15 protein-coding genes are annotated in these 22,380 nt (G+C 55.4%); 5 read left to right on the top strand and 10 right to left on the bottom strand.

Features of this window, described 5'->3' with window-relative positions; translation table 11 throughout:
* The first annotated feature begins 4 nt into the window (after nucleotides 1-4).
* Both pflB and pflA read left to right on the top strand, forming a co-directional pair.
* On the top strand, nucleotides 5-2,287 hold the full coding sequence (gene pflB, locus SK53_RS07975; RefSeq protein ID WP_023315750.1) for a formate C-acetyltransferase: 2,283 nt from the start codon (nucleotides 5-7) through the stop codon (nucleotides 2,285-2,287).
* Nucleotides 2,288-2,490: 203 nt separating this feature from the next.
* Nucleotides 2,491-3,231, top strand: coding sequence for a pyruvate formate lyase 1-activating protein (pflA, locus tag SK53_RS07980; protein WP_003858250.1), 741 nt, complete (start codon nucleotides 2,491-2,493; stop codon nucleotides 3,229-3,231).
* 36 nt (nucleotides 3,232-3,267) lie between these two features.
* On the opposite strand, the gene SK53_RS07985 is transcribed toward pflA, so the two are convergent.
* From SK53_RS07985 to lrp, 10 genes are all read right to left on the bottom strand, one after another.
* On the bottom strand, nucleotides 3,268-3,789 hold the full coding sequence (locus tag SK53_RS07985; protein WP_022650721.1) for an anti-virulence regulator CigR family protein: 522 nt from the start codon (nucleotides 3,787-3,789) through the stop codon (nucleotides 3,268-3,270).
* Between the two features lie 123 nt (nucleotides 3,790-3,912).
* The gene (locus tag SK53_RS07990) at nucleotides 3,913-5,061 is read right to left on the bottom strand and encodes an MFS transporter (RefSeq protein ID WP_003858254.1); all 1,149 of its coding nucleotides are present in this window, start codon (nucleotides 5,059-5,061) and stop codon (nucleotides 3,913-3,915) included.
* Nucleotides 5,062-5,335: 274 nt separating this feature from the next.
* Complete coding sequence (locus tag SK53_RS07995; RefSeq protein WP_047654007.1) at nucleotides 5,336-6,199, bottom strand: dimethyl sulfoxide reductase anchor subunit family protein; 864 nt, start codon at nucleotides 6,197-6,199, stop codon at nucleotides 5,336-5,338.
* 1 nt (nucleotide 6,200) lies between these two features.
* Entirely contained in the window at nucleotides 6,201-6,818 is a 618-nt protein-coding gene (locus SK53_RS08000) for a DMSO/selenate family reductase complex B subunit (protein WP_017384545.1), read from the bottom strand.
* Nucleotides 6,819-6,828: 10 nt separating this feature from the next.
* A complete protein-coding gene (dmsA, locus tag SK53_RS08005) occupies nucleotides 6,829-9,273 on the bottom strand; it encodes a dimethylsulfoxide reductase subunit A (protein ID WP_022650720.1) in 2,445 nt (814 codons plus the stop codon).
* Nucleotides 9,274-9,484: 211 nt separating this feature from the next.
* Nucleotides 9,485-10,777, bottom strand: coding sequence for a serine--tRNA ligase (serS, locus tag SK53_RS08010; protein WP_048209000.1), 1,293 nt, complete (start codon nucleotides 10,775-10,777; stop codon nucleotides 9,485-9,487).
* Between the two features lie 92 nt (nucleotides 10,778-10,869).
* Complete coding sequence (gene rarA / locus SK53_RS08015) at nucleotides 10,870-12,213, bottom strand: replication-associated recombination protein RarA (protein WP_048209002.1); 1,344 nt, start codon at nucleotides 12,211-12,213, stop codon at nucleotides 10,870-10,872.
* 9 nt (nucleotides 12,214-12,222) lie between these two features.
* Complete coding sequence (gene lolA, locus SK53_RS08020; protein ID WP_003858270.1) at nucleotides 12,223-12,837, bottom strand: outer membrane lipoprotein periplasmic chaperone LolA; 615 nt, start codon at nucleotides 12,835-12,837, stop codon at nucleotides 12,223-12,225.
* A gap of 127 nt (nucleotides 12,838-12,964) precedes the next feature.
* Nucleotides 12,965-16,633, bottom strand: a complete 3,669-nt coding sequence (locus SK53_RS08025; RefSeq protein WP_045350874.1) for a DNA translocase FtsK 4TM domain-containing protein — start codon at nucleotides 16,631-16,633, stop codon at nucleotides 12,965-12,967.
* A gap of 135 nt (nucleotides 16,634-16,768) precedes the next feature.
* Nucleotides 16,769-17,263, bottom strand: coding sequence for a leucine-responsive transcriptional regulator Lrp (gene lrp, locus SK53_RS08030; protein WP_000228469.1), 495 nt, complete (start codon nucleotides 17,261-17,263; stop codon nucleotides 16,769-16,771).
* Between the two features lie 543 nt (nucleotides 17,264-17,806).
* Here lrp and trxB point away from each other — a divergent pair.
* From trxB to cydC, 3 genes are all read left to right on the top strand, one after another.
* Entirely contained in the window at nucleotides 17,807-18,775 is a 969-nt protein-coding gene (trxB, locus tag SK53_RS08035) for a thioredoxin-disulfide reductase (RefSeq protein WP_003858303.1), read from the top strand.
* Between the two features lie 114 nt (nucleotides 18,776-18,889).
* On the top strand, nucleotides 18,890-20,656 hold the full coding sequence (cydD, locus tag SK53_RS08040; RefSeq protein WP_023324401.1) for a heme ABC transporter permease/ATP-binding protein CydD: 1,767 nt from the start codon (nucleotides 18,890-18,892) through the stop codon (nucleotides 20,654-20,656).
* Nucleotides 20,656-22,377: a heme ABC transporter ATP-binding protein/permease CydC gene (cydC, locus tag SK53_RS08045; RefSeq protein WP_048209005.1), complete on the top strand. Its 1,722-nt coding sequence runs from the start codon at nucleotides 20,656-20,658 to the stop codon at nucleotides 22,375-22,377. The genes cydD and cydC overlap by 1 nt, the downstream gene beginning before the upstream one ends.
* Nucleotides 22,378-22,380: the final 3 nt, after the last annotated feature.

Genomic DNA, 22,380 nt, shown 5'->3' on the forward strand with positions numbered 1-22,380 from the left:
TTACATGTCCGAGCTTAATGAAAAGTTAGCCACAGCCTGGGAAGGTTTTACGAAAGGTGACTGGCAGAATGAAGTCAACGTCCGTGACTTTATTCAGAAAAACTATACCCCGTATGAAGGTGACGAATCCTTCCTGGCTGGTGCGACTGACGCAACCACCAAGCTGTGGGACAGCGTAATGGAAGGCGTTAAACTGGAAAACCGCACTCACGCGCCAGTTGATTTTGACACCTCCGTTGCTTCTACCATCACTTCTCACGATGCTGGCTACATCAATAAAGCCCTTGAGAAAATTGTTGGTCTGCAAACTGAAGCACCACTGAAACGCGCAATCATCCCGTTCGGTGGTATCAAAATGGTTGAAGGTTCCTGCAAAGCGTATAATCGCGAGCTGGACCCAATGCTGAAAAAAATCTTCACCGAATACCGCAAAACCCATAACCAGGGCGTATTCGATGTTTACACCAAAGACATTCTGAACTGCCGTAAATCTGGCGTTCTGACCGGTCTGCCAGATGCCTATGGCCGTGGCCGTATCATCGGTGACTACCGTCGCGTTGCGCTGTACGGTATCGACTTCCTGATGAAAGACAAATACGCGCAGTTCGTCTCTCTCCAGTCTGACCTGGAAAACGGCGTAAACCTGGAAGCGACTATCCGTCTGCGTGAAGAGATCGCTGAACAGCACCGTGCGCTGGGTCAGATCAAAGAGATGGCGGCTAAATACGGCTGCGATATCTCTGGTCCTGCTACCAACGCTCAGGAAGCTATCCAGTGGACCTACTTCGGCTACCTGGCCGCAGTTAAGTCTCAGAACGGTGCAGCAATGTCCTTCGGCCGCGTATCCACCTTCCTGGATGCGTACATCGAACGTGACCTGAAAGCAGGCAAAATCACCGAACAAGACGCTCAGGAAATGATTGACCACCTGGTCATGAAACTGCGTATGGTTCGCTTCCTGCGTACCCCAGAATATGATGAGCTGTTCTCTGGTGACCCAATCTGGGCAACCGAATCTATCGGCGGTATGGGCGTAGATGGCCGTACTCTGGTAACCAAAAACAGCTTCCGTTTCCTGAACACCCTATACACCATGGGTCCTTCTCCGGAGCCGAACATCACCGTTCTGTGGTCTGAAAAACTGCCTCTGAACTTCAAGAAATTCGCCGCTAAAGTGTCCATCGACACCTCTTCTCTGCAATATGAGAACGATGACCTGATGCGTCCTGACTTCAACAACGATGACTACGCTATCGCTTGCTGCGTAAGTCCAATGGTTGTTGGTAAGCAAATGCAGTTCTTCGGTGCGCGTGCAAACCTGGCGAAAACCATGCTGTACGCAATCAACGGCGGCGTTGATGAAAAACTGAAAATGCAGGTTGGTCCTAAGTCTGAACCGATCAAAGGCGACGTGCTGAACTATGACGAAGTCATGGATCGCATGGATCACTTCATGGACTGGCTGGCTAAACAGTACGTGACCGCGCTGAATGTTATCCACTACATGCACGACAAGTACAGCTACGAAGCCTCTCTGATGGCGCTGCATGACCGTGACGTCATTCGCACCATGGCATGTGGTATCGCAGGTCTGTCCGTTGCGGCTGACTCCCTGTCTGCAATCAAATATGCGAAAGTTAAACCAATTCGTGACGAAGATGGTCTGGCTATCGACTTCGAAATCGAAGGCGAATATCCGCAGTTTGGTAACAACGACGCTCGCGTTGATGACATGGCGGTTGACCTGGTAGAACGTTTCATGAAGAAAATTCAGAAACTCACTACCTATCGTAACGCTATCCCGACTCAGTCTGTTCTGACCATCACCTCTAACGTTGTGTATGGTAAGAAAACCGGTAACACCCCAGACGGTCGTCGTGCTGGCGCGCCATTCGGCCCAGGTGCTAACCCAATGCACGGTCGTGACCAGAAAGGTGCGGTAGCCTCTCTGACCTCCGTTGCTAAACTGCCGTTTGCTTACGCGAAAGATGGTATCTCTTACACCTTCTCTATCGTGCCAAACGCGCTGGGTAAAGACGACGAAGTGCGTAAAACTAACCTCGCCGGTCTGATGGATGGTTACTTCCACCACGAAGCGTCCATCGAAGGTGGTCAGCACCTGAACGTGAACGTGATGAACCGTGAAATGCTGCTCGATGCGATGGAACACCCTGAGAAATATCCTCAGCTGACCATCCGCGTATCTGGCTACGCAGTACGTTTTAACTCCCTGACGAAAGAACAGCAGCAGGACGTTATTACCCGTACTTTCACTCAGTCCATGTAAGTGGAATTGACTGAAATCACGCGTTAAAAAGCGTACAATAAAGGCTCCACGCAAGTGGGGCCTTTTTAACACCCTCGCTTCATCAGTCTCTTTTGTCCGCTATCTATACTTAATGGATAACAGCCAAAACAGACTCGACATAGCCTTTGAGCTGTGCATCTACATAGGCCCCCGGATGGGCCAAATTCGGAGATATCACCGCAATGTCAATTATTGGTCGCATTCACTCCTTTGAATCCTGTGGCACCGTCGATGGCCCGGGGATCCGCTTTATCACTTTCTTCCAGGGCTGCCTGATGCGCTGCCTGTACTGCCATAACCGTGACACCTGGGACACCCATGGCGGTAAAGAAGTCACCGTAGAAGATCTGATGAAAGAGGTGGTGACCTATCGCCACTTCATGAACGCGTCCGGCGGTGGCGTGACGGCATCCGGCGGTGAAGCCATTCTTCAGGCTGAATTTGTGCGCGACTGGTTCCGCGCCTGCCACAAAGAAGGCATTCATACCTGCCTCGACACCAACGGCTTTGTGCGCCGTTACGATCCAGTTATTGATGAACTGCTTGAAGTGACCGATCTGGTCATGCTCGATCTCAAGCAGATGAACGATGAGATCCACCAGAATCTGGTTGGCGTCTCGAACCACCGTACCCTGGAATTTGCCAAATACATTGCCAACAAAGGCGTCAAGACCTGGATCCGCTACGTGGTGGTGCCGGGCTGGTCAGATGATGATGACTCTGCACATCGTCTGGGTGAATTTACCCGGGATATGGGTAACGTGGAGAAAATCGAACTCCTGCCCTATCACGAGCTGGGTAAACATAAATGGGTGGCGATGGGTGAAGAGTACAAGCTCGATGGCGTGAAGCCGCCGAAAAAAGAGACGATGGAGCGCGTCAAAGGTATTCTTGAGCAGTATGGCCACAAGGTCATGTATTAACGAAAAGGCCCGGTGAAAACCGGGCCTTTTTATATTCTATTTAAAGACGCCGTTAATAACGGAAGTCACAATCGCTGTACTCAGCGCAATTAAGACCAGGTCGTCACCTACCACGCGCCATTCATAGCCCGGATAGGAAGGAAGCTGACCCAGCATATCGGCTGGCACGGTTTTCTTCGCAATGCCCGGAGGCAGTGGCTTACCGCGCGCCAGGTTTTTCGCAATACCCGGAGGCAGAGAGTCGTAGCCCGTTAAGCCGTAATTCAGGGCCAGATGGCGGGCATGATCGAAGCTTACGCGAGCATCCACATCATTACCGACATCTTTGCTGTTTTTAAAGCTCTTATCCGATTTCCCAGGGTTATCCTGACCGTTATTGTGCTTATTACCATGGTTACCAGAGTTCCCGTTACCATGATTGCCGCTATTACCTTGTCCGCCACCGTTTCCGTGACCACCGCCATTCCCGTTTCCAGGATTAGCCATGGCCGGAGCCGTTGCAAACGTTAAAGCCAACACTACGGCAAGTGCGGTAGTGGAAAAACGACGAGTAGACATGATGGCTGCCTTTTAGTGGGAGAACTCATTGGAATTATCGCCAGGCAGTAAAAACTCACAATCAGTAAAAGTCTTATATGTGACAGGGACAAAAAAGCCTGTCATCGACAGGCTTTTAATAAATCAGGCATGGGCCACTGGCGTTGGATGTTCGCCCACTTTGCGCAGCAGCATTAGCAGATAAATAAACGACACGCTGGCGATCATGATAAACAGCAGATTATCAGAATAATTTTGCATGAGCATAGCGGTAAAAGTCGGCCCCAGTAAACTGCCGATGGTGTAACTCAGCAATAAAGCCTGGTTCATCGCCACCAGCTGGTGATGCTCAACTTTCTCACAGGCCCACGCCATCGCGACCGGATAGAGCGTAAAGCCCGCAGCCCCCAGAATGAACAGCGCGGGCGCCATCGCGGCGTTGCTGAGCATGGCGAGACAGCCCATGATGACCACGAAGACCTGAACGCGCAGCACCAGCAGACGACCAAAGCGGTCCGCCAGGCGGCCAATCGGCCACTGGCCGACAATCCCCGCGCTGACCATCACCGCCATCCAGAAACCGATCCCGGAATCACTGACGCCCTGATGGTTAAGATAGAGCGGCATCAGGCCATAGAGCGAGCCCAGCACAATCCCGGAAATAATGCAGCCGTTAACCCCCAGACGCGCCTGGCGCAGTCTCAGCATCGGCCAGACGTGGGTGGCTTCCTGATGTTCGCTGTTTTGATTCACAATACGGGTAAAGAGCAGCGGCAGGATCGCCGCCAGCACCATGCCCGTCACCCACGGCAGCACGCTCATCAGGTCGGTTGGCAGTTTGCTGACCATCAGCTGTCCCAGAACGGTACCGACGTAGTAAACCATCATATAGGCCGCCAGCAGACGCCCGCGATTACGGGACGTGCCGCTGCACATCAGCGCACTTTCAACCACCACCCAGATCATGGCGCAGCCGACGCCCGCAATAAAGCGCCAGACCATCCAGCTCCAGAAGCCGACCATAAGGCCTAAACCGGCGCAGCCGACGGCAAAGATCAGCGACGCCAGATAATAACTGCGGTTAAAACCAAAGCGCTTAATAAGGCTGCCCGTTAATAAGGTGCCCAGCAGATTGCCCGTAAAAAAGGACGAGCTAACCATACCCACCTGCCAGGTCGGTAAGTTTTCATGGGCGAGCCATAGCGGGACGAGTGTGTTTAACACCGCGATCGCCAGGGTCAGCAAAAGCAGGCCACAGAGCAACAAAAGCACCGGGCGGGTATAGGTGGTCATGGATTAAAAACCGTGAGGAAGTTCAGATTTCGTGCGCATCATGCCACTGGCAAAAACAAAGTCAATCCACCGATTCAGGCGTCACGCACGTTATGCGCCTTGTCGATTTAAAAAACTCATCCTGCTAATGCAAAGCCTGCTACTGATATTAATTATCTATTTGTTTTTATTTATTTCCGGGAATTTTTACAACGAAACATCAGTCGAAAAATTTCATGAATGAAAAAAGAAAAGCCGGGCGCTATGTCCCGGCTTTTTATAACAAAATCTAAAATTAGCTGGCGATAGCCAGACCGACCGTCATATGCAGACCATAAAATACGCCGCGACCAATTAACTCCCCTGCCAGCACCAGTACAAAGGCCAGGGACAGTAACGGCAGCGCAGGCGAGTAACCTTTAAGCTGAGGGGCAATCCAGCACACCAGCGCAGCCGTCAGCAGCACCACACGCCAGGCCATCAGCGAACCGTAATCCGGCACCAGCGCCGAAGCCTGCTGGATAGAGCTGTGAATGGTCGCCAGCTCCGCTCCCTGCATGAGCGCGACAACGGTACTGATTACCAGCGCCAGCAGCGAGACCGCGGGCAGCAGGCGCATCGCCCAACCATTAATGCCAGCCACGCGCAGCAGCAGATAACCCAGCAGGGGCCCGCCAATAAACATGGTCAGGAAGAAGCTCATCGGCGTCCAGACGCTGTACCAGGTTGTAACCGTATCAATGGTGTTGTACACCCTGACCATCATCCAGACGAAGACAACGCCCAGTACCATGGTGACGATGAGCCACAACGCGCGTAACCCTGACGGCAGCTTTTTCACCGCTGCCAGTAACCACCCCAGCCCGCCAACGGCAAAGAAGATTGCGCCGCTGGCAATCTCGTTACTCAGCGAAGAGGCACCTACGCGGTTCAGGGAGTTAAACGCGCGCATCGGTGAGCCCAGGTGCAGCGTAGAGGCGATAAACCCAATGCCCATCAACACCCACAGGCCAAACATGCTTAACACTAAACGCTGCTGCTGTTCAGTATTGAGGTTCCCTTTTAACAGCGCCAGCGCAAGAACGATAAACCCGCCCGCCACGCACTGCCCAAAGACCGTGAAGATCATCAGCGGCCATTCATGCCATCCACTTCCCATCTCACACCTCCTTCGGGTTTGCCAGGTAGCCGGTGGTGTCCCCCGTCGGACGGCTGTTGGCGTTAGGTTTAATCACAATACTCGGCTTTGTGAAGTGCGCAGACGGCAGCGGCGCGACGGCAGCAAGCTGGCCGTGTTTTTTGCGCAGCTCCTCAATCGGGCCAAAGTCCAGCGCGCGCAGCGGGCAGGATTCGACGCAGATGGGCTTTTTGCCATCCGCCACCCGGCTGTGGCAGCCGTCGCACTTGGTCATGTGGCCTTTGGCGGCATTGTACTGCGGCGCGCCGTACGGGCAGGCCATGTGGCAGTAGCGACAGCCGATGCAGACATCCTCGTCCACCACCACAAAACCGTCGTCGCGCTTGTGCATTGCCCCGCTCGGGCAGACCTTGGTGCAGGCCGGATCTTCGCAGTGGTTGCAGGCAATCGACAGGTAATAGGCGAAGACATTCTGATGCCAGACGCCGTTATCCTCCTGCCAGTCGCCGCCCGCATATTCATAAATACGACGGAAGCTAACGTCCGGGGTCAGGTCTTTGTAATCCTTGCAGGCCAGCTCGCAGGTTTTGCACCCGGTGCAGCGGCTGGAATCAATAAAAAATCCATACTGGGTTGTCATCGGTTACTCCTTACGCCTTTTCAACCTGAACGAGGTTTGTGTGGGATGGGTTGCCCTTCGCCAGCGGCGATGGACGCTGCGTAGTGAGAACGTTGATGCAGCCCGCCTGATCGATACGGTTCGCATCCGGGTTATACCAGGCCCCTTCCCCCAGCGCGACAACGCCAGGCATCATACGCGGAGTCACTTTAGCTTCGATATGCACTTCGCCACGTCCGTTGAAGATACGTACGCGATCGCCATTACTGATGCCGCGGGCTTTCGCATCCATCGGGTTGATCCACATCTCCTGTCGGCAGGCCGCTTTCAGTACGTCAACGTTGCCGTAGGTGGAGTGAACACGCGCTTTGTAGTGGAAACCGGTCAACTGAAGCGGGAATTTCTCCGTCAGCGGATCGTTGTAGTTTTCGAAGCCTGGCGTATAAATCGGCAGCGGATCGATAACGTCCCCTTCCGGCAATTCCCACGTTGCGGCAATTTTTGCCAGCTCTTCGGAGTAGATCTCGATTTTGCCCGACGGCGTGGTCAGCGGATTGGCCTGCGGATCGTCGCGGAAAGCTTTATACGCCACATGATGCCCTTCCGGATCGCGCTGCTTGTACATGCCCTGCTTGCGGAAGGTATCGAAGTCCGGCAGGTCAGGAATGGCTTTGCGGGAAAGCTCGTGCAGATGGCGCATCCACCCTTCCTGAGTACGTCCTTCAGTGAACTGCTGCTCAACGCCAAGACGTTTCGCCAGCTCGGAAGTCATCTCATAGATGGTTTTGCACTCGAAGCGCGGTTTGATGGCCTGGTCAGTGAAGATCACATAGGACATGTTGCCGCAGGAGGCATCCAGCGCGAAATCCATCTGCTCAGACGCGGTGCAGTCTGGGAGCAGAATATCGGCATACTTTGCCGATGAGGTCATGTGGCAGTCGATCACCACAATCATTTCGCACTTCTTATCATCCTGCAAAATTTCATGGGTGCGGTTGATCTCTGAGTGCTGGTTGATCAGGCAGTTACCGGCATAGTTCCAGATCATTTTGATCGGCACGTCCAGCTTATCTTTGCCCCGAACACCGTCGCGCAGCGCAGTCATTTCCGGGCCGCGCTCGATCGCGTCTGTCCACATAAACATGGAGATGCTGGTCTGAACCGGGTTATCCAGCGTTGGCATACGTTCAAACGGTACTTCATACGAGCCTTCACGCGCCCCGCTATTACCGCCGTGAATACCGACGTTGCCAGTCAGAATCGAGAGCATAGAAATAGCGCGGGTGGCAATTTCGCCATTCGCGTGGCGCTGAGGTCCCCAGCCCTGGCTGATATAAGCCGGTTTGGTTGAACCAATTTCACGTGCCAGCTGAACAATACGTTCGACAGGAATGCCGGTGATAGTGGATGCCCACTCCGGGGTTTTCGCCACGCCGTCGCTGCCCTGGCCAAGAATATAGGCTTTATAGTGCCCGTTAGCCGGTGCGCTGGCTGGCAGCGTCTTCTCGTCGTAACCGACGCAGTATTTATCCAGGAACGGCTGGTCGACGAGGTTTTCAGTAATCATCACATACGCCAGCGCATTGACCAGCGCCGCGTCGGTACCAGGGCGGATGGGGATCCACTCGTCTTCACGCCCTGCGCCGGTATCGGTGTAGCGCGGATCGACGATGATCATTCGTGCGTTGGATTTGGCGCGCGCCTGCTCAAGGTAATAGGTTACCCCGCCGCCGCTCATGCGCGTTTCGCCTGGGTTGTTGCCGAACAACACCACCAGTTTACTGTTCTCGATATCCGACGGGCTGTTGCCGTCTGCCCAGCCGCCGTAGGTATAGTTCAGGCCCGCGGCAATCTGTGCGGAAGAGTAGTCGCCGTAATGATTGAGATAGCCGCCGCAGCAGTTCATCAGGCGCGCCACCAGCGTTTTACCCGGCGGCCAGGAACGGGTCATGGTGCCGCCAAGCGTCCCGGTGCCGTAGTTGAGGTAGATAGATTCGTTGCCGTACTCTTTGATCAGGCGCTGCATGTTGGTCGCGATAATATCGTAGGCTTCGTCCCAGCTAATGCGCTCGAACTTCCCTTCCCCACGCTTACCGACGCGCTTCATTGGGTATTTCAGACGATCCGGGTTATATACGCGACGGCGCATTGAGCGACCACGCAGACAGGCACGAACCTGATGTAACCCTTCGTAGTTATCATCGCCGGTATTGTCGGTTTCGACATATTTGATTTCACCGTCCACCACGTGCATACGCAGTGGGCAGCGGCTACCGCAGTTAACGGTACAGGCACTCCACACCACTTTTTCCGGGGCTGAAGCGGGAGACAGAGCCTCCGCCGCCGACGCCAGTCGGGTAAAGGGGAGCGTAAAGGCGCTGCTGGCAACCGCCAGACCACCTATTGCCGTGGTTTTCATCAACCCACGGCGAGTGACCTCGGCAGCCATTAACGCTTCAGGCGCTTTGATTTTCATAAAGACTCACTTTGGTTGCTCACAAAGAAAAGAGAGGCGGCGCAAACCGCTATGTAGTTTTATTTATAACGAATTACAACGTTATTGGTGTTTTATGCTGACTTTCGTTCGGAGGAGTATTACTACTTTAGAGGGAGGGGTTATTGCTTCGTATCAAATCAGAGTCATAAAAAAAGCGCCCTGAGGCGCTTTTTTGTCTTAGAGCAAATAATTAGCCGATGAACTGCTGGCCTTTCATGTAAGGGCGCAGCACTTCAGGGATCTCAATGCGCCCGTCAGCCTGCTGGTAGTTTTCCAGCACAGCAACCAGCGTACGGCCTACTGCCAGACCAGAACCGTTCAGGGTATGAACCAGACGGGTTTTCTTGTCAGATTTGCTGCGGCAACGCGCCTGCATACGACGCGCCTGGAAATCCCAGACGTTGGAGCAGGAGGAGATTTCACGGTAGGTGTTCTGCGCAGGCACCCAGACTTCAAGGTCGAAGGTTTTGCAGGCACCGAAGCCCATGTCGCCGGTGCACAGCGCCATACGACGGTATGGTAGACCCAGCAGCTCCAGCACTTTTTCCGCGTGGCCGGTCATCTCTTCCAGCGCGTCCATAGACTCTTCCGGACGAACGATCTGCACCATCTCAACTTTATCGAACTGGTGCATACGGATCAGACCGCGCGTATCGCGACCGTAAGAACCGGCTTCAGAACGGAAACATGGAGAGTGCGCAGTCAGTTTGATTGGCAGATCGTCTTCGTCGATGATCTCATCACGCACAAGGTTGGTCAGCGGCACTTCCGCAGTTGGGATCAGCGCGTAGTTGCTGCTGTCAGCTTCCTCGTCCAGCGGACGGGTATGGAACAGATCGCCGGCAAATTTCGGCAGCTGGCCTGTACCGTACAGCGTATCGTGGTTAACCAGATACGGAACGTAGGTTTCGCTGTAGCCGTGCTGCTCGGTGTGCAGATCCAGCATGAACTGCGCCAGCGCGCGGTGCAGGTGAGCAATTTGCCCTTTCATTACCACGAAGCGAGAACCGGTCAGCTTAACCGCTGCCGCAAAGTCCAGGCCCGCGTGCATTTCGCCCAGCGTCACGTGATCGCGCACTTCGAAGTCAAACTCGCGAGGCGTACCCCAGCGTTTCACTTCAACGTTGTCGTTTTCGTCTTTGCCGACAGGCACGCTGTCGTCAGGAATGTTCGGGATCGCCAGAGCAATATCGCGAATTTCAGCCTGAAGAACCTCCAGTTCAGCTTTCGCCTGATCCAGCTCTTCACCCAGTTTGTTCACTTCCAGGCGTAATGGCTCAATATCTTCCCCGCGCGCTTTCGCCTGGCCAATGGATTTCGATCGAGAATTACGCTCTGCTTGCAGATTTTCAGTTTGTACCTGCAAAACTTTACGACGCTCTTCAAGAGCGCGCAGCTTATCTACATCCAGCTTAAAGCCCCGGCGTGCCAGTTTTTCAGCGACTGCGTCTGGCTCATTACGCAGCAGATTGGGATCGAGCATGCTTATCCTGTGCTTATCGAATTAAAAAAGGAAAAAGTGACCACAGCCTGCGGCCACAGAGATATATTGCCAACATTACCGCAACGATTGAACTAACGGTAGCGTTTTATAGGGCTATTTTGATCCTGTCCGGCAAGCCAGGCGAGCTTTTCGCCAATCTTACCCTCAAGACCTCTGTTTGTAGGGTGATAATAGCGGGTTTGTGCCATCTCCTGCGGGAAATACTCCTCCCCGGCGGCGTAGGCATTGGGTTCATCATGGGCGTAGCGATACTCCTGCCCGTAACCCATTTCTTTCATCAGCTTTGTAGGGGCATTGCGAAGGTGTACCGGAACGTCGTAATCCGGACGTTCACGTGCATCCGATATCGCCGCTTTGAAGGCGGTATACACCGCGTTACTTTTCGGCGCGCAGGCCAGATAGACAATTGCCTGCGCAATGGCACGCTCACCTTCCGCGGGTCCGACGCGGGTAAAGCAGTCCCAGGCGGAAATAGCGACCTGCATGGCGCGTGGATCGGCATTACCGACATCTTCTGACGCAATGGCCAGGCAGCGACGCGCGACATATAACGGATCGCCACCGGCGGTAATGATACGCGCATACCAGTAGAGTGCCGCATCCGGCGCGCTGCCGCGCACGGATTTATGTAACGCAGAGATAAGGTCGTAGAAACGGTCGCCTTTATTATCGAAGCGCGCACTGCGTTCACCGGCAATTTCGGTGAGCAGTTCAGGCTTCAATACGCGCTTGCCCGCATCGTCCACTTCGGCCATATCGGCCATCATTTCCAGCGTATTCAGTGCCCGACGCGCATCGCCGTTGACCAGTTCAGCGATCGCACGACGCGTCTCGTCCGGCAGAACGATATCCTGTCCGCCGTAACCCCGCGCTTTGTCCTCCATCGCCTGGGTCAGAACCTTTTCGATATCCTCTGTGGTCAGGGATTTAAGCAGGTAAACGCGGGCGCGGGAAAGCAGCGCGGAGTTGAGTTCAAACGACGGGTTTTCCGTGGTTGCGCCGATGAAGAAAATCGTGCCGTCTTCAATGTGCGGCAGAAACGCATCCTGCTGGCTCTTGTTGAAACGGTGGACTTCATCAACAAACAGAATGGTGCGGCGCCCGGCATTACGGTTTTGCCGTGCGCGCTCGATCGCCTCGCGGATCTCCTTCACGCCGGAGGTAACCGCCGAGATGCGCTCAACGTCCGCGTTAGCATAGCGGGCGATCACTTCAGCGAGGGTGGTTTTGCCGGTGCCGGGTGGCCCCCAGAGGATCATGGAGTGCAGATGCCCCGCCTCAATAGCGCGCGGCAAGGGTTTCCCCGCAGCCAGCAGGTGTTGCTGGCCGATGTACTGCGCTAAATTTTCTGGCCGCATACGGGCGGCCAGAGGTTGAAACGCATTATCTGAAAAATCGAGCGACAGGTTGCTCACTCATGCCTCTTACTTATTACGTTGGTCATCCACCGTTACGCCCTGCGGCGGGGTAAAGGTGAATTTCGAAGCATCTACAGCGCCGTTTTGCTGAGACTTAAGCTGATAGCTACTGCGCTGATCGTCCTGCTCAACCGCGCCGAACTGATTGATGGTACCGTTGCTGCTCACGTTAATCGTGAACTGCTTCAGATTACCGTTGCTGCCTTTTGGCGTCAGGACGAACTCATCACCGTTTTGTTTGATGTTGTACTGCTGCCAGTCGCTGGACTGGTTACGGGCAATGAGCATAAACGGCGTATTGCTGGTCGCGTCTTTCAGCCAGGTGGCGGTCGCCTGCTCAACAAACGGGTTGTAGAACCACAAGGTTTTCCCGTCGGACACCAGCACGCTTTCATCAGGCTGGGTCATGTGCCAGTTGAAGAGATTCGGGCGTTTCACCCACAAATCCCCCTGACCTTCCTGCACCGCGTTGCCGCTGCCGTCAGTCACTTTTTGCGTGAAGCTGGCGTGGAAGCTGCTCACTTTATCCAGTCGGCTTTTAAGGTCGCTTGCTGCATCAGCCCAGACGCTGCTGGCAACAAAACTGGAGAGTAATGCACAGGCGATGGCGATTTTTTTCATTGTTATTCCTTAAAATACGTCTTCCCGATATGGGGGTTCCGTTTCTATTCTGGACCTGCCTGAAGGCAGGCGACAGAAGAATATGCTTAATTTTTGCTGATTTACCCTTCTTTGCAATCGCTGAAGGTTAATCAAAAGGCGGTGGTGCCAGCACCTCTCGGTTACCGTTATGCCCCTGTTCGCTCACAATACCCTGGGCTTCCATCTGCTCGATAATACGCGCCGCGCGGTTGTAGCCGATACGGAACTGGCGCTGGACGCCGGAGATGGACGCCTTACGTTTTTCGGTGACGAAATTAACCGCCTGGTCAAATAACGGATCCAGTTCTTCGCCGCCGTCAAAACCACCGCCGCCACCTTCGCTTTCACTGTCGGAGGTGATGCCGTCAACGTATTGCGGCCGCCCGCGCGCTTTCCAGTCCTGTACCACCGCATGCACTTCCTGGTCGCGAACAAACGCACCGTGGACACGCACCGGCGAGGTGGAGTTCGGGCCGGAATAGAGCATATCACCCATTCCCAGCAGCGACTCTGCACCGCCCTGGTCAAGGATAGTACGCGAGTCAATTTTACTCGACACGGTAAACGCGATACGGGTCGGGATGTTTGCCTTAATAAGCCCGGTGATAACGTCTACGGACGGACGCTGCGTTGCCAGTACCAGGTGGATGCCCGCCGCACGCGCTTTCTGTGCCAGACGCGCAATCAGCTCTTCCACTTTCTTACCAACGGTCATCATCAGGTCGGCAAATTCATCCACCAGCACCACGATGTAAGGCAGTTTTTCCAGCACCGGATGCTGGGCATCCATGCTGTCACCCGGCTTCCAGTATGGGTCCGGAATCGGACGGCCCATACGCGCCGCCTCGGCGATTTTCTCGTTATAACCGGCCAGGTTACGCACGCCCAGCGCCGACATCAGCTTGTAGCGACGCTCCATTTCATTGACGCTCCAGCGCAATGCGTTGGCGGCGTCCTTCATGTCGGTCACCACTTCCGTTAACAGGTGCGGAATGCCTTCGTAGACGGACAGTTCAAGCATTTTCGGGTCGATCATGATGAAACGCACATCTTCAGGCTGCGCTTTGTAGAGCATACTGAGGATCATGGCGTTCACCCCGACTGATTTACCGGAGCCGGTGGTACCCGCAACCAGCAGATGCGGCATCTTCGCGAGATCGGCAACCACCGGATCGCCGGCGATATCTTTACCCAGCACCACGGTCAGCGGGGACGGGTTGTCGCGGAATTTGGTGTTATCCAGAACTTCACGCAGATAAACGGTCTGGCGTTTCTTGTTTGGCAGCTCAAGGCCAACGTAAGGCTTACCTGGGATCACCTCCACCACGCGTACCGCCACGGTCGACAGAGAACGCGCCAGGTCACGGGACAGGTTAGAAATACGTGCCGCTTTTACGCCTGGCGCCAGATTCAGTTCGAAACGGGTGATCACCGGGCCAGGTGAGTAGTTCACCACGTCCGCTTTAATACGGAAGTCAGCCAGACGCGCTTCCACCAGACGGGCCATCTGTTCAAGGGCAAAGGTATCCACCGGCTCGACTTCCGCTGGCGGCGGCGTTAACAGATCCAGCGACGGCAGCGGCGTACTTGGTCGTTGCAGCGGACGGCTGTCTCCGTTACGCATCAGCAGCGGGTGAATCAGGCTTTCCTGCGGCTGTGGTGCTGGCTGCTGGAACTGCGGCTGCGGCGGTTGGGCCGGTGGTGTATGCGGCTGCGCATAAGCCTGCGACGCTGGCTGTGGTGGCTGCGCATTAACCTGCGGCGCTGGCGCCTGACGCACCGGTTCCGCTTCCGGCATCACGCTCGGCGTGAACAGCGGTTCGCTCGGACCGTCATCCACCAGATCTTTCATCGGTGAAAATTCAAAGTCCGAGAGCGAGAACGGATTTGCCCCCGAAGGCTGCTCACCGGAATAACGTTGCTGTTGCGTGGCGGCAAACTGACGCGCTAATTCCGCTTCGGCAGCATCATCTTCATCCTGCTGAGAATGAACATCGTGTTGGTACTCATTCCCGTAGCGTTGAGTCTGTTGGGCAGCAAACTGACGCGCCAGCTCATCCTGATGCAGTTCGTCGGCATCATCTTCGTAGTCGGATTCACGGGCTTTCTCTTCGGCCATACGCTGAGAAGGCAGTTTAATGCCATAAGAGGCCAGCTCCCGGCGCGTAGGTACGCGCACGCGATTAGGGCGCGGCAATTGTGGACCAATGCCCTCTTTCACCTGAGGACGCGGCGCACCGTCGGTTGCCGGGCTGAATAGCGGAGCGGACGCGGCAGCGGCTGCCGTTGCCTGCTTCACGGTTTCTGCTCCTGACGCAACGGCTGGCGCTGGGTCTACAGGTGCAACGCTCGCAGAAGGCGCTTTTACAACAGGCTCCTGCACCGGCTCAGGCACGGGCTGATACCAGGCGGCAAGCTGCTCGCGCTCACGGGCACGGCGCTCTTCCACTTCTTCAAAATAGTACAATGGCGGACGTGATGGCTTCGCTTCCTCCACCACTTCGGGTTCAGATACCGGCGCAACATATGGCTGTTCAGGCACAGCGGGTTCGGGCGTATAAGCCTGATACGGCTGTTGCGGCTCGCTGGCAGGCTCAGACGGCTGATACGATTGCTGACACTGTTCCTGCTGCACAGGAATATAGCTTTCAGGCTCCGGCGCAATGGTCGGTTCAGGCGTATGGACGCCTGGCGCAGTCTGCCAGTCCACCTGCGGTTGCTGGATCGCGGACTCCGGTGCCGGAACAGGCGAGGACGGCATCACGGCTTCAACAGGCGCAACATGGGCCTGCGCAGCCGTCGTTGCGGCGGCAGCAGCGGCTACCGGTTCAGTCACGGAATGACCATGCAACAGCGGATCGTATTCGTCATACTCACCCGGCGTAGCTCGATGACCAGAGAACAACACATCATCAGGATCGACGGCCGCACCGCGATACTCAATCTGCTCGTCTTCATCCATACGTTTGCCGGAGAAAAGCGCGGCATCCGTTTTACGGCCTAACGGGTTAGCGAATTTTTCAGCAACGCGCTGGCGGCGTGCCAGAGCACCGCGCAGAATACGGGCACGGCGGGATTCACGACGCTGCACAGGTGCCTCGTCTTCCTCTTCGTATTCATCTTCATATTCGTCTTCATCGACCCACGTATCATCACGACGGGTACGATTGCTGGCAAACGTCAGCAGAGTCAGAATAAAGCTGCCGATTTTTTCGGCAATGCTCACCCAGGACCAGCCGGTAAACAGCGTCAGGCCCGCCGCCCAGATGCAGAGCAGCGCCAGCGTGCCGCCGCTGCTGTGAAGCATCGGTTGCAGCGCGGAGCTCAACAGGCTGCCAATCACACCGCCGGAGGCGAAATACCAGATGTCATCGGCATTGATCGCCGCCAGTCCGCAGGAGGTGAGGATCAGCGCCAGGGCGCCAATCAGGCGCAGCGAAACGGCAAAATAATCGATGTAGTCGTCGTTCTGTCGATGACGCCAGGCAAACCAGCATCCGCCAATAATGATGACAGGAAGGGTATAGGCCATCACACCGAAAATGAAGAAGAGCGTGTCCGCAAGCCAGGCACCGGGAACGCCACCCAAATTATGGATAGGCTCATGCCATGCGGTTTGCGACCAGCTGGGATCTGAGGGGTTGAAACTGAGTAAGGCAGCCATCAGCCAGACGGCAAAAAGGGCAATAACAATCAGTAACGCCTCAAGGAGACGACGTCCGCTGCTTAGCTTAGATAATGTGACTTCTTTGTCTTCAGTGTATTCCTGGCTCAAGAAAGGCTCTCCAGGTATCAGGCATGTCCTGCCTGTGTGCTAAAACGGACAACAGCGCCGGGACTCCCCGGCACTGTTGCTGTATGGATTAACAGGAGTGTAATCAAACTACACTGATTTTGCACCTGTTCCGTGTTAGCGCGTCTTAATAACCAGACGATTGCTCTGTTTGACCTCTTCCATCACCACATAAGTACGGGTGTCGTTCACGCCTGGCAGACGCAGCAGGGTTTCACCCAGCAGCTTACGGTAGGCGGACATATCGGGCACACGGGTTTTCAACAGGTAGTCGAAATCACCGGAGACCAGATGACACTCTTGAATTTCTTCAAGTTTTTGTACAGCGGCGTTAAATTGCTCAAACACATCCGGTGCACCACGATTCAGAGTAATCTCAACAAATACCAGAAGTGAGGCATCCAGATAATGCGGGTTCAGCAGAGCCGTATAGCCCTGGATAAAACCCTGTCTTTCCAGTCGACGCACACGCTCAAGGCACGGCGTCGGGGAAAGTCCCACACGTTTTGAAAGCTCGACGTTGGAAATACGCCCATCCTTTTGCAATTCATTAAGAATGTTACGATCGATACGGTCGAGATCTTTGCCAGGGCGCTTCTTGCTATCTACCATTATTATTGTCTCTCTGTATTCCTTCCCTACTCCTGCCTGGACCCTGTGCACATCACTGTTCAGAGCCTGTACCCGTTATTCATCACATCGCCTGGTTATGTATTAGACGCGATGTGGATTCGGGTTCTGCGGTAAGAAGACCGTTGCCCGAAAGCAGTCACAGACATCACGTATGGCGTCTGTCCACACCATGCGTAGATTTCACTGACCCGGTAAAAATGGCATTTCCGTGCATGTCTATGCGGCATGCAGTTCGTGCGTCTTTTTTTCTTCCTTGAATGTTTTCGCAAAAGCGCAGGGGATTGTCAAAGCAAAACATCGATTTTTAGTACAAGATGCCGGATATTCATTACGGAGGGGTATTAATCCTCATTTTATTGCCTTATAAACGCGCTGTTTTCAGTAGCAGACGTGATGTGACCGCCTCTGACCCATAGGGCGCGTCTATTGCATATATCGGAAGCAAAACTGCCCTGCTCTTTTTTTACGGCAACAAATTCCCTACAATCCAGCCCATTGCCTGCCAACAACAATGGGGATCTCATGGGCACGACCAAACACAGTAAGCTGCTAATCCTTGGATCTGGACCTGCGGGTTATACCGCAGCGGTCTATGCTGCACGCGCTAACCTGCAACCGGTACTGATCACCGGGATGGAAAAAGGCGGTCAGTTGACCACCACCACGGAAGTGGAAAACTGGCCGGGCGACCCGAACGACCTGACCGGGCCGCTGCTGATGGAGCGCATGCACGAGCATGCCGCCAAATTCGAAACCGAAATCCTGTTCGACCACATCAATAAAGTGGATTTGCAGAACCGTCCGTTCCGCCTGACGGGTGACAGCGGCGAATACACCTGCGATGCGCTGATCATCGCCACCGGCGCCTCTGCCCGCTATCTCGGTCTGCCGTCTGAAGAAGCGTTCAAAGGCCGCGGCGTGTCAGCCTGCGCGACCTGCGACGGTTTCTTCTATCGCAACCAGAAAGTTGCGGTGATCGGCGGTGGTAATACTGCGGTCGAAGAAGCGCTGTATCTGGCAAATATTGCCTCAGAAGTACACCTGATCCACCGTCGCGACACCTTCCGCGCGGAGAAGATCCTGATCAAACGCCTGATGGACAAAGTGGCGAGCGGTAACATTGTGCTGCATACCAACCGTACGCTGGAAGAAGTAACTGGCGATCAGATGGGCGTGGCGGGGCTGCGTATCCGTGATACCCAGAACACCGATAACGTCGAAACGCTGGAAGTGGCAGGCCTGTTTGTGGCAATCGGTCACAGCCCGAACACGGCTATCTTTGAAGGTCAGCTGGAGCTGGAGAACGGCTACATTAAAGTGCAGTCTGGCATTCACGGCAACGCCACCCAGACCAGCGTTCCGGGTGTCTTCGCAGCTGGTGACGTGATGGACCATATTTATCGTCAGGCGATCACCTCTGCGGGCACCGGTTGTATGGCCGCGCTGGACGCAGAACGCTACCTGGACGGGCTGGCTGAACAAGGTAAATAATCTTTACAAGTCAGTAACAAACGTAAATAAAGGCGGCCACTGGTCGCCTTTATTTTTGCTCACGTGTAACATGCAGATGTCAAATTTCTTATAACGTCACCTGCAAAGTACGCAATGGAAAAAACCCGTCAACAAGAGTTAACCCGCTGGCTGAAACAGCAAAGCGTTCTGTCCCGCCGCTGGCTTATGATTTCCCGCGTTCTGGGATTTATCAGCGGTCTGTTGATTGTTGCCCAGGCATGGCTGCTGGCCCGCATTCTCAACCATATGATCATGGAGAACATCCCGCGCGAAGCGCTGCTGTTGCCGTTTATCGTTCTGGCGCTGGTTTTCGTTCTGCGTGCGTGGGTGGTCTGGCTGCGCGAGCGGGTTGGGTTCCATGCCGGGCAGCACATCCGCTATGAGATCCGCCGCAAGGTGCTCGATCGGCTTTCAGAAGCCGGGCCTGCGTGGATCCAGGGCAAGCCGGCCGGTAGCTGGGCGACGCTGATCCTTGAGCAAATCGACGATATGCACGATTACTACGCGCGTTATCTTCCGCAGATGGCGCTGGCGGTGTTTGTGCCTCTGATGATTGTTATCGCCATCTTCCCGGTTAACTGGGTGGCGGCGCTGATCCTGCTGGGGACCGCCCCGCTGATCCCGCTGTTTATGGCGATGGTCGGCATGGGCGCGGCTGATGCTAACCGCCGCAACTTCCTGGCGCTGGGTCGGTTGAGCGGTCATTTCCTGGACCGTCTGCGCGGTATGGAAACCCTGCGGATCTTTGGTCGTGGTGAAGCGGAAACCGAAAACATTCGCCTGGCGTCGCAGGATTTTCGTCAGCGCACCATGGAAGTGTTGCGCATGGCCTTTCTATCTTCTGGCGTACTTGAATTTTTCACCTCCCTGTCGATTGCGCTGGTGGCGGTTTACTTTGGTTTCTCCTACCTCGGCGCGCTGGACTTTGGTCACTACGGTACGGCGGTTACGCTTTCCGCTGGGTTCCTGGCGCTGATCCTGGCCCCGGAATTTTTCCAGCCGCTTCGCGATCTCGGCACCTTTTACCATGCCAAAGCGCAGGCGGTGGGTGCTGCCGACAGCCTGAAAACCTTCATGGAAACGCCGCTGGCGCATCCGGAGCGTGGTGAGGTAACGCTGAATACGAACGATCCGGTGACCATTGAAGCACAGGATTTTTCTGTTCTGTCGCCTGAAGGCAAAGTACTGGCCGGTCCGCTGAACTTTACCCTGCCTGCCGGGCAACGTGTGGTGCTGGTGGGTACCAGCGGCTCAGGTAAAAGCTCATTGTTGAATGCGCTTTCAGGTTTTATGGCGTACACCGGATCGCTGCGTATCAACAAAACGGAGCTGCGCGAGCTCGATCCTGATGCCTGGCGTAAACAGCTAAGCTGGGTGGGGCAAAACCCGCAGCTGCCAGCTCCGACGCTTCGCGAGAATGTGCTGCTGGCACGCCCGGATGCGCGTGACGATGAGCTGCAATCGGTCCTCGACCGCGCCTGGGTCAGCGAGTTTCTGCCGCTGCTTGCGCAGGGTATCGATACCGTCATTGGCGATCAATCTGCCGGGCTGTCAGTAGGCCAGGCACAGCGCGTCGCGGTTGCCCGTGCGCTGCTGAACCCCTCTTCGCTAATGCTGCTGGACGAACCCGCCGCCAGCCTGGACGCTCACAGCGAGCAGCGCGTGATGGATGCGCTTAACGCAGCCTCACGCCAGCAAACCACCCTGATGGTGACTCACCAGCTGGAAGGTATTGCCGACTGGGATCAGATCTGGGTGATGGAAAACGGACACATTGTTGAGCAAGGCGATTACGCCGCGCTTGTTGCCGCGCAGGGGCCGTTTGCGACCCTGCTGGCGAACCGTCAGGAGGATATCTGATGCGCGCCCTGCTTCCGTATCTTGCACTGTATAAACGCCACAAATGGATGCTGACGCTCGGGATCGTGCTGGCGATCGTCACTCTGCTGGCCAGCATCGGTCTGCTTACGCTTTCCGGCTGGTTCCTCTCCGCGTCTGCGGCCGCAGGCTTTGCCGGGCTATACAGCTTTAACTACATGCTGCCTGCCGCCGGGGTGCGCGGTACGGCGATTACGCGAACTGCCGGGCGCTACTTCGAGCGTCTGGTCAGCCACGACGCGACCTTCCGCGTGCTGCAACACCTGCGTATTTATACGTTCAGCAAACTGCTGCCCCTCTCCCCTGCCGGGCTGGCACGTTTTCGACAGGGCGAATTACTCAACCGCGTGGTCGCAGATGTGGATACGCTGGATCACCTCTATCTGCGCGTCATTTCACCCATGGTGGGCGCGTTTGTGGTGATTGTCGTGGTCACGCTGGGGTTGAGTTTCCTGGATGTTCCCATCGCACTGACGCTCGGCGGCATCATGCTGATGACGCTGATTATTCTGCCACCCCTGTTTTATCGTGCAGGTAAAACCACCGGGGAAAACCTGACGCGCCTGCGCGGGGAATACCGCCAGCAGCTCACCGCCTGGTTGCAGGGACAGGCCGAGCTCACCCTTTTTGGCGCCAGCAAGCGCTACCGCGCCCGCATGGAAAATACGGAGCTGAACTGGCATGAAGCCCAGCGTCGCCAGTCTGAACTGACCGCTTTCTCCCAGGCGCTGATGATGTTAATTGGTGGGATTGCCGTAATCGCCGTGCTCTGGATGGCCTCCGGTGGCGTGGGCGATAACGCGCAGCCTGGCCCGCTAATTGCGCTGTTTGTTTTCTGTGCCCTGGCAGCCTTTGAAGCCTTAGCCCCGGTTACGGGCGCCTTTCAGCATCTCGGCCAGGTGATTGCCTCTGCGCTGCGCATTACGGATATTGCCGAGCAGGAGCCGGAAGTGAAGTTCAGCGCGGGTCAAACCGCTGTGCCGGAGCAGGTCGCGCTGACGCTCAGCAATGTCACTTTCGCCTACGACAAGCCGGCGCAAAACGCGCTGGAAGACATCACCCTTTCTGTTGATGCCGGCCAGCGCATTGCGATCCTTGGCCGTACGGGATGTGGAAAATCGACACTTCTGCAACTTCTCACGCGCGCGTGGGACCCACAGCAGGGCGAGATTCGGTTTAACGACGTTCCGCTGTCTGGTTTTAGCGAAGCGGCCTTGCGTAAAACGGTCAGCGTCGTGCCCCAGCGGGTGCATCTGTTCAGCGCTACGCTGCGCGATAATCTTCTTCTGGCGGCACCAGACGCCTCCGACGATACGCTGCGGGCAATGCTGGAGCAGGTTGGGCTGCACAAGCTGCTTGAAGACGATGGCTTGAACAGCTGGCTGGGTGAAGGGGGTCGACAGCTTTCCGGCGGCGAACTGCGTCGTCTGGCCATTGCGCGTGCGCTGCTGCACGATGCGCCGCTGATGTTGCTGGATGAACCGACAGAAGGACTGGATGCCACGACTGAGAGTCAAATCCTTGATTTACTGGCGAATGTGATGAAAGGTAAAACCGTACTGATGGTCACGCACCGTCTGCGCGGGCTGGTGAATTTCGATCAGATAATTGTGATGGACAACGGACACATAATTGAGCAAGGTAGTCACGCAGAGCTGCTGGCAAAACAGGGTCGCTACTACCAGTTTAAACAGCGCCTGTAGACT

Origin of the sequence: Enterobacter sp. MGH119 (assembly GCF_001037675.1) — a bacterium.
Lineage (GTDB): Bacteria > Pseudomonadota > Gammaproteobacteria > Enterobacterales > Enterobacteriaceae > Enterobacter > Enterobacter hormaechei_C.